The sequence below is a fragment of the Novosphingobium sp. ST904 genome (assembly GCF_001298105.1).
GTDB lineage: Bacteria > Pseudomonadota > Alphaproteobacteria > Sphingomonadales > Sphingomonadaceae > Novosphingobium.
Genome location: NZ_LGJH01000077.1, coordinates 1 through 10,029 on the forward strand (window position 1 = coordinate 1; position 10,029 = coordinate 10,029).

The window sequence follows — 10,029 nt, forward strand, 5'->3', positions numbered from 1 at the left end:
CGCCCCGTTCGGACATCCGGCCGGGGCGTTTTTCGCATGTGGCGAAGGCGGAGGTGAAGGGCTTTGTCACATGGTTGACGCATTGTGACGCTTATGGCCGCGCTTTCGCTTGTGGTCGGCCTGCTGTTGCCTTCTAATGCTCTGGTATCCCTCGAAGGCTAAGGATTTCCGCGTGTTCGCTCCGATCCACACGCGCAAGGTTCGCAAGTCGGAAGCGGCCAGATTTGCGCCGCATATCGTCGTGGCCGCGCTCTTCATCGTCATGCTGATCGTCGGCTTCCTCATCTGGTCCGGGCGCGAGATCGACCGCATCGCGAGCGAGCGAGACCGTTCCATCGTGTCGCTCGTCCTCGCCCAGAGCATCGAGCGGGTCGGCCATGCGCAGGAATCGTCGACCGTGTGGGACGATGCCCTGCGTGAAGCGCGCAGGCGCCCGATCGATCAGGACTGGATGGATCTCAACCTCGGCATCTGGTTCGATCAATATGCCGGGTTCAACGAGGTCTACGTCCTTTCCTCCGAAAGCGTGCCGATCTACGCCATGCGCGGCGGCAAGCGGAAGGTGCCGGAAACCTACATCGCCATCGAAGACGTGGCCGACCCGCTGGTGATGCGGCTGCGCCGCACGCGGGGTAGCGGAAAAGTGGGAGTCGGCGGCGTTCCCATGATCTCGCCCGGCGCCTCGGACCTTGCGATCCTGCGCGGCCGTCCGGCGATCGTCAGCGCGAAGCCGATCCTTTCGGACAGCGGCTCGATCGTCCAGAAGCCGGGAAGCGAGCCGGTGCATATCGGTGTCGTCTATCTCGACAACGACTTCTTCGCCCGCCTCGGCAGCAACTACGGCCTCGCACAGGCGCGCTACGAGATATCGCCGAGCAGGGCCTGGGGCGAAGCCTCGGTGCCGCTCCGTTCGCGCGACGGCGATGTCATCGGCTACTTCGTATGGCATCCCTTCGCGCCGGGGAGCGAGGTGACCCGGTCGGTCGGGCCGGTCGTGCTGCTGGTCCTCCTGCTTTCCGCCGTGGTGATCTACCTCCTGGCCGGCCGGCTCGCCAGCCGGACGCTCGATCTAGAGGAAAGCCGGAGCGAGGCGCGCCACCAGGCGCTGCACGACGCCCTGACCGGACTGGCCAATCGCGCCATGTTCGAAGGGCGGCTGGACGCTGCCTTGTCCCGCTGCCGCCGGGAGGGCGGCCTCGTCGGGCTGCTCTACATCGACCTCGACCGCTTCAAGCAGGTGAACGACAGTCTGGGCCATCCCGCCGGCGATGCGCTGATCCGTCAGGTCGCCCGGCGGCTGACCTCGGAAGTGCGCGGCTACGACATGGTCGCGCGCCTTGGAGGAGACGAGTTCGCCGTGCTCGTCGTCGAGCCGGAATCCCGCGAGGCGATCGGGCAGATCTGCGAACGCATCGTAGCCGAGATCGAGCGTCCGTTCGACGTGGCCGGGGCGCAGGCGTTCATCGGCGCCAGCATCGGCGTTGCCGTCGCGCCGGACCACGGCGCCGACCGCACCGAGCTGACCCGGCGTGCGGACATCGCTCTATACAAGGCGAAGATGGAAGGGCGGAGCCGCTTCACGTTCTTCGAGGCGAGCATGGACGAAGTGGTGCGCCTGCGGGAAACGACCAATCGCGAGCTGCGCCAGGCGCTTCTGGATTGCGACGAGCAGCTCAAGGTCTTCTACCAGCCGGTCTACTCGACGGTCAGTGGCCGGATGGTCGCGGTGGAAGCGCTGCTGCGCTGGAACCATCCGGTGAACGGTCTCGTCAACCCTGCGGGCTTCATCCAGCAGGCCGAAGAGTCCGGCCTCATCGAGGTGCTTGGCGGCTGGGTGCTGCGCAAGGCGGTGGACGATGCCATGGCCTGGCCCGACCTGCGGATATCGGTGAACGTCTCGCCGGTGCAGATGCGCAGCAGGGCCTTCGTGGACAATGTGCGGGCGGTCCTGAACGAGACCGGCCTCGATCCGCGCCGTCTGGAACTGGAGCTGACGGAAACCGCGCTGATGTCGGCTTCGGAAGAGGTCTCCGCGTCTCTCAAGGCGCTGCGCCGGATCGGGGTGGCCTGTGCGCTCGACGATTTCGGAACGGGCTATTCCTCGCTCAGCCACATCCGCGACATTGCGGTGGATCGCATCAAGATAGACCGTTCCTTCGTCCATGCGGTGAACACCGGACCGGGCGCGGCCCTGGTGGAGGCGATCGTCAACGTTGCCCGCGCCAATGGCCTGAACCTGACTGCCGAAGGCGTGGAGACCGAGGCCCAGCTCTCGCACCTGCGGTCACTGGGATGCCACGAAGTACAGGGCTACCTGCTTTCGCGCCCCGTTCCGAAAGGCGATATCACACGCCTGCTGGAAGGCGGCGCGCATTCCTTTTCAGATACAGGTACCGAATCGTCCTGAAGAAGCGCGGGTTCAGTGCGCGAGACCGCGCCGCAACCGATAGCGCCCGTTGCCGAAATCATCGAACATCTGCGACAGAGAGGGGTGGTCTACCGGCCCGCCCTCGGCATCGGCGAGCAGGTTCTGCTGGCTGACATAGGCAACGTAGCTGGATTCCTCATTTTCGGCGAGGAGGTGGTAATAGGGCTGGTCGCGTTTGGGGCGCACGTCCACGGGAATGGATTCGTACCATTCCTCACTATGGGCGAACACCGGATCGATATCGAAGATGACGCCCCGGAAGTCATGATTCCGGTGGCGGACCACATCGCCGATAGCGAATCGCGCACGGGTCTGGCGAGGCGCATCGATGATGCGTCCGGCCGTGGGTGAAAAAAAGTGCGCCCTGTTCATGCGAGAAATATAGGTTTCCTGCGGGGTGCAAACAAGCAACCCCTGTGGACAATCCCCATTTTTGAAAACAGGGGGTTGGCAAGGTCGAAATGCTGGGCTAACGGCGCGCTTCCCGACCCGATGGAGACCTTCCATCGCTATCGCATCTCTAGCGGAGAGGTGGCAGAGTGGTCGAATGCGCTGCACTCGAAATGCAGTGTACGGGAAACCGTACCGTGGGTTCGAATCCCACCCTCTCCGCCACTTACTCATCCAGATCAGCCCAAAACAGTCCCGCAAGGGGCTGATTTCGTGTGTTCTGTCGGCTATATGTCGTCCCAATCGGTCCCGTTTTGTTCCTTTCCTGCAAGGGGTATCGTGGGGTACAACCGGGGGTATTGAGGACAGGAGGGGGTACGATACCCCGAGGCGCATGCTGACAGACAAGGAAGCCAAAAACGCCGAGCCGCGCGACAAGCCATATAAGCTGTCGGACGCGGGCGGTCTCTATCTCTATGTCGCGAAGACCGGCTTGAAGTCCTGGCGGATGAAGTTTCGGCTTCACGGGCAGGAAAAGCTGCTCACCTTCGGCCCATATCCCGACGTCAAGCTGAGCGAGGCGCGCGCCAGGCGTGACGAGGCGCGGCAGCGCATCCGCAATGGCGAAGATCCGTCGGGCGCGCGTAAGCGTGCGCAAGAGGCGAAAGAGCAGGCAAGGTTCGAGGAATCGCAGGCGCTGAGCTTCGAGGTGATCGCGCGCGGCTGGCACGACATGCAGAAAGATCGCTGGACGCCGGTTCACCAGGCGGACGTGCTCACCAGCCTTGAGCGCGACGTGTTCCCGCATATTGGCAAGCTGGCGCTGGTCGGCATCGACTCGCCCACCATCCTCAAGATGCTCCGCAAGGTCGAGGCGCGCGGATCGATCGAGACGGCGCGGCGGCTGCGGCAGCGCGTTTCGGCTGTCTTCGTCTATGCGATCGGCGAGGGCATAGCGAAAACCGATCCGGCGGCCGTCGTGCTCAAGGCGCTCCAGCCGATGCGGAAGAAGGGGAGGCAGCCGGCGCTGACCGATCCGGACGAGGCACGGCAGGTCCTGATCGCGGCAGAGGCCAGTGGTGCGTCGCCGGTGACGAAGTTCGCCTCGCGGCTGCTCGCGCTCACGCAGGCCCGGCCGGGCATGGTACGCGCGGCCGAATGGACGGAATTCGAGGGGGTCGACTGGGATGGCGACGCCTTTGGTCCATTCCAGCCGATCTGGCGGGTGCCGGCTGGCCGCATGAAGCTGATCCTCGATCTGAAGGACGAGGAAGCCTTCGAGCACATCGTGCCGCTCTGCTGGCAAGCCGTGGACCTGTTGCGCGCGGTCCGCAGGCTCACAGGGCGCGGGCGGCTGGTGTTCCCGGGGCAGCGGCATAGTCACCGGCCGCTGAGCGAGAACGCGATAGGGTACCTCTATAACCGCGTGGGCTTCTTCGGGCGCCATGTGCCGCACGGCTGGCGCTCATCGTTCTCCACGACGATGAACGCAATCGCGGTGAAGCGCGGGCGGAAAGAGGATCCGGCCATCATCGAGCTGATGCTCGCCCACGTCCCGGAGAACAAGGTCAAGGCGCCTACGATCGGGCCGGACATATGGAGCGACGGCGCGAGCTGTCTCAGGAATGGGCCGACCTGCTCATGAAAGGCATGTGTCCAGCCGACGATCTCCTGGAGGGCCGTAGGCGGAATTGAAAGGGCCGCTGGCCAAGCTGGAACAGATATGGAACACATATCAACGTCTTGGGACGATTCGGGACTGTGTGAAATGGACATGGAACAGGAAACCGGGTGGAGGCCCGAGCCGGGCTTCGCAATTTGAGGATTTCTGCCCGGCTCCGGTGTCTAACCTATCCCGCACAGCCATCGCATTCCTGCGGCATCCGGCGATCAGTGTCTAACCTCAAAACCCGCAATCGTGCGCAAATAATTGCGCAATAGCGCTTGACGCAAGCCGGGGTAGTGTGTATATATTTGCGCATGGAACGGGACAGCAAAAAGATCGTCAAGCGCCTTCTGGATGAAGGTTGGGAGCACATTTCCACGAAAGGCTCTCACCACAAGTTTCGGAAGGGAAGCCAGACAGTGATCGTCCCGCACCCCAAGAAAGACCTCCCCGGCGGGACCGCCCGGAACATAGCGAAGACGGTGGGCTGGCTCTGACCAGCCCCACCACTCTGGGCTTGAAAGGAATGACCGTGAAATACTTTTACGCAATCATGGAGCAGGACGGCGACAGCGCATACGGCGTGACGTTCCCGGACCTTCCCGGCTGCTTCTCCGCCGCTGACACCGCCGAAGAGATCCTGCCGAACGCCTGCGAGGCGCTGGAACTCTGGTTCGACGATCAGGATGAGGTTGAGCCGAGCCGTCTTGACCAGATCAAGGCGGCCGCAGCCGAGGCGCTTGGAGCCGGCGCGACGATCATCGCCGTTCCCCGCATCGTGAATGACCATCGTGTCGCCCGCGTCAATCTGTCGCTGGAACGCGGCATTCTGGACGCGATCGACAAGGCCGCCGCCGAGCGCCGTCTGACGCGCAGCGCATTCGTCGCTCAGGCAGCCCGGAACGAAATTCAGGGCGCGCACTAATAGCGCTTCAAGAATGCCGGGTGGAGGATCGCTCGGGTGTGGGCTGAGTCGATCCTCCAGGGTACACGGCCAGCAATTCAGGGGGGCATGTCCGTTCGAAAGCACTAACTCTTTAGAGTAAATGTGCACACCCGTATGCTGCGCGCTTCACGATAAGCCGTTCAACCTGTGCGACCGAAAGTGGGCCCCAGCCTATAACTTCGGCCTATTACAAAACTTTAATCTGCTGATCCATAATCGCCGTTGCCCCGCTCCTGATATTATAGTGCAGTCATCACTTGATCAGAGGTTCCATGAAGCCGGAGTTTGAAGAATTGCTGATTTCAGCAACAATACTCTCAGCTGAATGCGCTTTCGCATTGTCTCGTTTGGGCGTGCTGGAACCAGAGGCAGCAAAGCTGTGCGCGAGCGAAGTCAAGAATATGGCCGACGTTATGGAACGGCTTCTGAAAGACACTGATTCGAGCCAAGGCATTGTGCGCTTGCCACAATTGCTTCGCAGGAAAGCGCGCGCGATGGCCGATGCGGATGCCGAAAATCGATCTGCCCTGCGTGAGCCGGCTCTGGCACCGATCCGGCTTCGTGCAGCGAGTTAAGCGAGACCCATGTCCATGGAAGGCTGTCCTCATGATCGAAGTCAAACACCTTCGAATGGCCTCTGCCGATGATGTTGATCGCGCGCTTGACCTGACTGCGTCCGGCTCATGGCCGCAAGATGAAAGTGAACTCCTCGAATTCTTCAACCTCATGGTTGATACAATGCTACGTCGCGCTCCTGACAGCGGAACCAGATGGCCAGAGCTCCATTGCCGACACTGATTACCGTCACTTCGGACAACCATTTCGAACGCATCTGACATTGAAGGCAGGCCTGCCTGGATGAATGGTGTCGTTCATGGCACTGAAGATCGAAGCTGGAATCATAGGAGCTTTTCTGGCGTGGGGTTACCTGTGTCAGATTGCACAGGTTGCGCGCTGGCTCCCGTTCATTTGAACTTCATGGATTAACGTGTTTTAATACGGACTTCTCCATAAGAGATGGCCGGGGGGCCGCGTCATGTCGCTATTACCGCAGCCGATACGCTGCCTGTTTAACAGGCATGCCGTTGCACGTGATCAAGTCCAATGGGATGGAACTCACTATCACAGCCACTGTGTGAGCTGTGGCCTGAAAATTCGGCGCCATAAACATGGTGTGTGGAAACGCGATTGGCTAGGATAACGATATCCGCATCGCTTAGGTAGACTTACGCCTCATGCCAGCTTACTCGGTGTCTCCGGGCGGTTGTTAAAATTCAGCAATGCCCACGAAGTTAAGAGGGGCAATTGGCATGAGCCACATCAGGTACCGGCGCGATATCGATGGGCTGCGCACCATCGCCGTATTGCCGGTCGTGCTGTTTCACGCCGAACTGCCGCCGTTCTCGGGCGGTTTCGTCGGCGTCGACATCTTCTTCGTCATTTCCGGATTCCTGATCACCAGCGGCCTGCTGAAGGACGCGAACGAACAGAAATTCAGTCTTCTGGCTTTCTACGATCGCCGCATCAGGCGCATTCTTCCCGCGCTGCTGGCTGTCACCCTGGCGACGCTGGCCTATGGCGCCTTCGTGATGCTGCCCGGCGAACTGGTCGCCCTGGGCAAATCGGCGACGACGGTGGCGCTGTTCTCGTCCAACATCTGGTTCTGGTCCCAGCTCGACTACTTCGGACCGGCCCCTTACGAGAGCCCGCTGCTGCACACCTGGTCGCTGGCGGTGGAAGAACAGTTCTACATCTTCTGGCCGCTCGTCGTCGCGCTGTTCACCATGAAGCCGCTGCGCCGCTGGTTCCTTCCAGCGATCGTGGCAGCCATCGCGATCTCTTTCGCCATGGCCGAGCTCATCGTCCACCGCTCGCCCAACTTCTCCTTCTACATGTTCCCCACGCGCGCCTGGGAACTGCTGATCGGCGCCCTGCTGGCCGCACTTCCGACGCTGCGCATCCCCGGCGCCACCGCCAGACTGGCCGCCGCTGTCGCGGGCATCGCACTGATCTTCGTGCCGATGCTGACCTATACCGGCGCGACCCTGTTCCCCGGCCTTTCCGCCCTGCCGGTATGCGCGGGCACCGCCCTTCTCCTGCTGGCCAACGCCGATCAGGACAATATCGTCGCCCGGGCGCTCGGCAGCGGACCGATGGTCTTTGTCGGCAAGCTCTCCTACTCGCTCTACCTCTGGCACTGGCCGGTCATCGCATTCTTCTGGCTCCAGCGCGGTGCGCCGCCCTCGCCTGCCGAAGGCCTGCTGCTGGTCGCCGCCAGCTTCGTGCTGGCCTATCTCAGCTTGCGCTATGTCGAGGCGCCCTTCCGCCAGCGCAGCGCCACCAATATCGATACCCGCACCGTCCAGCGCCGGGTGGTGGGCTATGGCGCGCTCGCCCTTCTGGCGATCGGGCTGGCGTCCGCGCCGCTGATCCTCACACGCGGCCTGCCCGGCAGGTTGCCCCAGTCCGCGCTGGTTGCCACGGCATTCTCGTCCAAACCTTTCTCGCCTAAGGTCGGATGTGCCTTGGGCGGAAAGACCGGCATAGAAAAATGCGCGAATGATCTTGCGAACGATCGCGAAACTTCGGTCGTGCTATGGGGAGATTCCCATGCGCGCGCCTTGGGCTTTGGCTTCACAAACGCTGCTGAAAAAGCTGGAATCCCAGTGCGCACGGTCGTCAAAAGCGCATGCTCGCCGCTTCCAGGAGCAGTCGATACAGATGGGTCAAAGTCCTTCGATGATCTCATCGCCACAAGTGCGTGCAACAAATTTAACGAGAAAATACTTGAGGCTATAAAGGCCAATCCAAATGTAAAGACGGTGGTGATTGCCGCACGCTGGGCTCGCTTCGTAAACGACAGTGATCCTGGTACGATGGAGGCCATCACCTCACGCTATTTGCTGGACGACCAGCAACGCACCCCGGGAACCAAAGAAACCAGGGAGGTTCTTCAGCGTACACTTGACCGGGTCGTTACCGATCTGGGCAAAGCGGGCAAGGCCGTGGTTCTGGTCGAGCAAGCGCCGAGCTTCCCGGACAATGCGCGCAAATGCGTAGCTCGCGCCATCTGGCGGGGCAACAATGCCAATGTCTGCGCTGTATCGGAACAAGGTCTCCGTGATCGACGCAAGGCTGCGACCACCATATTTGCGAAAATCGCTTCGCAGCATTCCAATGTAAGGCTAATCGATCCTCTGCCTTACATGTGCCAGCACGGGGTTTGCGCTGCCGATGATAATGGATTGCCGCTTTATGCCGACGATCATCATGTCACTGAGCGCGGCAGCGCTTGGGAAACTCGCGCCATTTCGCTTCAGAACCTCTAACTTCAATAGGGTCTCCCGGCTCTTTGGCTTGAAATGGCGCGATGACGACTGGCGCAATCCCCATACTGCGTAATCAGCCGCTCTTCCCATTGTGCACGAGCAGGATCGACAAAGGGCACAGGGCGACCTTCAATATCCGGGCAGCGCTGGCTGAGGTTGGCCTGCTGCGCGAGCGTTGGCGGCACGGATCGCGTCGTCGAGCACGACGCCAGCAGCAGGCTCAAGGGTGCAATCAGCAGAAACAGGTCGATCTTTGTAGATCGTCTGGATTGTGTTCGTCCGAATGGTCGACTGGGCAAGGCCACGTGCTCTTTCCTCCTCGTATACCTTGGCAATCCCGGCTTGCCGCTCACCCTGGTCGCGAAGCTCTTTCGTCACCTTCTGAAGTTCGGTGAGCTCGCCGCTGTCACGCTTCCAGCCCTGAGCAGTCCAACCGGCGCCGAAACCGCAGGCGGCAAGGATCAACCCGCCGCCAGCAAGCCATGCAGCGGGAATCATTGGCAGCTCGCCCGGTCGACATTGCCGATCCGGTGCGCGATCCAGCCCTTCAGGAATACGGCCTGCGAAGGCTGGTTCTGGACAATGCGGCGATAGCGTTGTTCCTGCTGAGCATCGAGCGAGCCGAGGACGCGGGTGCAGAACGGCACGGCGCCGATGCTGCGCTGGCACGCTGAATAGGCGGCAATCGTCGCGCGCCCCACTTTCCCGTCCACCGTAAGCCGCGCTGGGCCGCAGTTCACGTTGATGGCGGCCTGAAGGAACCGCGAGGCGATGGCGGGCCCCATGTTGATGCCGGTATCGATCACCTCTGCCGCAACACCCGGGTCCAACGTGAGCAAGGGGTAGAACCCCGGCTTGCTGACGTAGATCTCGGTGTAGATATTGTCGGCGCAGACGGTCACCGTCGCGTTGCAGTTCCGCGGGAAATTCCGCATGTCTCCGAGGTAGCCGTTCTGCCGCGCCACGACCTGCGTTACGCCGGAATGCGTCGGGCCGCCGCGATCGTCCTTGTGGTTCACGTAGCCACCCTCAACGGCATAGACACCGCCGAGAATGAGGGCGAGCGCGCTGGCGGCAGTGCCCCCGCGCCTGATCAGCGTCTTACGAGCCATTGCGCCTCCTTTCGAGCTTCGGCTGCCGAATTTGGGTGAGGATGACCGGGGCAGCCCAAGTCAGCAGGCCGACGCCAATGGCCCAGAGCGGGCGGTGACGTTCGGGAAGCAGGCGGCCGACAGCAGCCAGCGCCTGGGGATCGCTCAGCACGAGCGTA

Annotated in this window: 9 protein-coding genes and 1 tRNA gene; 7 read left to right on the forward strand and 3 right to left on the reverse strand. The window is 61.7% G+C overall.

Annotation, left to right across the window (positions count from 1 at the left end; all coding sequences use genetic code 11):
• Positions 1-172: 172 nt before the first annotated feature.
• A complete protein-coding gene (locus ADT71_RS01225; RefSeq protein ID WP_231635470.1) occupies positions 173-2,407 on the forward strand; it encodes a bifunctional diguanylate cyclase/phosphodiesterase in 2,235 nt (744 codons plus the stop codon).
• A 12-nt stretch (positions 2,408-2,419) separates the two neighbouring features.
• Here ADT71_RS01225 and hspQ read toward each other — a convergent pair whose 3' ends face one another.
• A complete protein-coding gene (gene hspQ, locus ADT71_RS01230) occupies positions 2,420-2,800 on the reverse strand; it encodes a heat shock protein HspQ (RefSeq protein WP_054434385.1) in 381 nt (126 codons plus the stop codon).
• A 153-nt stretch (positions 2,801-2,953) separates the two neighbouring features.
• Between hspQ and ADT71_RS01235 the strand changes: the two genes are divergently transcribed.
• From ADT71_RS01235 to ADT71_RS01255, 6 genes are all read left to right on the forward strand, one after another.
• A tRNA-Ser gene (locus ADT71_RS01235) sits at positions 2,954-3,043 on the forward strand.
• A gap of 169 nt (positions 3,044-3,212) precedes the next feature.
• Positions 3,213-4,463: an integrase arm-type DNA-binding domain-containing protein gene (locus tag ADT71_RS01240; RefSeq protein WP_255351594.1), complete on the forward strand. Its 1,251-nt coding sequence runs from the start codon at positions 3,213-3,215 to the stop codon at positions 4,461-4,463.
• A gap of 335 nt (positions 4,464-4,798) precedes the next feature.
• Positions 4,799-4,981, forward strand: a complete 183-nt coding sequence (locus tag ADT71_RS01245) for a type II toxin-antitoxin system HicA family toxin (protein WP_197282874.1) — start codon at positions 4,799-4,801, stop codon at positions 4,979-4,981.
• A 29-nt stretch (positions 4,982-5,010) separates the two neighbouring features.
• Entirely contained in the window at positions 5,011-5,409 is a 399-nt protein-coding gene (locus ADT71_RS01250) for a type II toxin-antitoxin system HicB family antitoxin (RefSeq protein WP_231635471.1), read from the forward strand.
• Positions 5,410-5,702: 293 nt separating this feature from the next.
• Entirely contained in the window at positions 5,703-6,005 is a 303-nt protein-coding gene (locus tag ADT71_RS30960) for a hypothetical protein (RefSeq protein WP_132469125.1), read from the forward strand.
• 735 nt (positions 6,006-6,740) lie between these two features.
• A complete protein-coding gene (locus ADT71_RS01255; protein WP_054434387.1) occupies positions 6,741-8,759 on the forward strand; it encodes an acyltransferase family protein in 2,019 nt (672 codons plus the stop codon).
• Between the two features lie 129 nt (positions 8,760-8,888).
• On the opposite strand, the gene ADT71_RS01260 is transcribed toward ADT71_RS01255, so the two are convergent.
• Both ADT71_RS01260 and ADT71_RS01265 read right to left on the reverse strand, forming a co-directional pair.
• Positions 8,889-9,257 (reverse strand): hypothetical protein, encoded by a 369-nt coding sequence (locus ADT71_RS01260; RefSeq protein ID WP_054434389.1) that lies wholly within the window; start codon positions 9,255-9,257, stop codon positions 8,889-8,891.
• A complete protein-coding gene (locus ADT71_RS01265; protein WP_054434391.1) occupies positions 9,254-9,871 on the reverse strand; it encodes a glycoside hydrolase family 108 protein in 618 nt (205 codons plus the stop codon). The genes ADT71_RS01260 and ADT71_RS01265 overlap by 4 nt, the downstream gene beginning before the upstream one ends.
• Between the last annotated feature and the right edge of the window lie 158 nt (positions 9,872-10,029).

Coding starts and splice junctions, on each gene's coding strand:
- ADT71_RS30960 (WP_132469125.1), top strand. CDS start 5,703: ATGAAGCCGGAGTTTGAAGAATTGCTGATTTCAGCAACAATACTCTCA.
- ADT71_RS01245 (WP_197282874.1), top strand. CDS start 4,799: ATGGAACGGGACAGCAAAAAGATCGTCAAGCGCCTTCTGGATGAAGGT.
- hspQ (WP_054434385.1), bottom strand. CDS start 2,800: ATGAACAGGGCGCACTTTTTTTCACCCACGGCCGGACGCATCATCGAT.
- ADT71_RS01250 (WP_231635471.1), top strand. CDS start 5,011: ATGACCGTGAAATACTTTTACGCAATCATGGAGCAGGACGGCGACAGC.
- ADT71_RS01255 (WP_054434387.1), top strand. CDS start 6,741: ATGAGCCACATCAGGTACCGGCGCGATATCGATGGGCTGCGCACCATC.
- ADT71_RS01260 (WP_054434389.1), bottom strand. CDS start 9,257: ATGATTCCCGCTGCATGGCTTGCTGGCGGCGGGTTGATCCTTGCCGCC.
- ADT71_RS01265 (WP_054434391.1), bottom strand. CDS start 9,871: ATGGCTCGTAAGACGCTGATCAGGCGCGGGGGCACTGCCGCCAGCGCG.
- ADT71_RS01240 (WP_255351594.1), top strand. CDS start 3,213: ATGCTGACAGACAAGGAAGCCAAAAACGCCGAGCCGCGCGACAAGCCA.